This is a genomic window from Oleiphilus sp. HI0061 (genome assembly GCF_001635675.1).
Map to the genome: position 1 here is coordinate 1 of NZ_LWFE01000661.1, position 510 is coordinate 510.

At 42.4% G+C, this 510-nt stretch carries 1 protein-coding gene; it reads left to right on the plus strand.

All coding sequences use genetic code 11. The features are described 5' to 3' along the window. Positions 1-150: DNA-directed RNA polymerase subunit omega (gene rpoZ, locus A3735_RS08355; protein WP_068637909.1), on the plus strand; the 150-nt coding region annotated here is incomplete at its 5' end. Positions 151-510: the final 360 nt, after the last annotated feature.

The window sequence follows — 510 nt, forward strand, 5'->3', positions numbered from 1 at the left end:
TCAACCAAGAGAGCCAGACAACTAGCAAATGGCGGCAAAGAGCCTTTCGTAGAGTGGGAAAATGACAAACCTACTGTTGTTGCCTTGCGTGAAATTGCAGAAGGTTTGATCAATGATGATGTGATCAAGCGCGAAGAGATTTCTTCTTAATCTGCTGAAAAATGAATAAATTATGTGGTTTTCTTGAGAATTACTCTTGAAAATCATCTGTTCTCACTTAAGATAGGTGAGAGCGCATAAAGCTGAATGGAAACGTTCGGCTTTTTTTTGCTTTAGAGCTTATCCCCCTCGTATTTTAAGGCACTCGTGTTTCTAGAAACATATTATTAAAGAACAGGCAGAACAGGCATTGATAGAATCACTCGAAGCGGCAGTCAGAACTTATCTGGATGACAACAAGGTCTCTATGATCTTGCAGGCTTTCGAGTGTGCTAAAGATGCACACGAAGGTCAGTACCGTCGAAGTGGCGACCCATACATCATCCATCCGGTAGCCGTTGCCAAGATCCT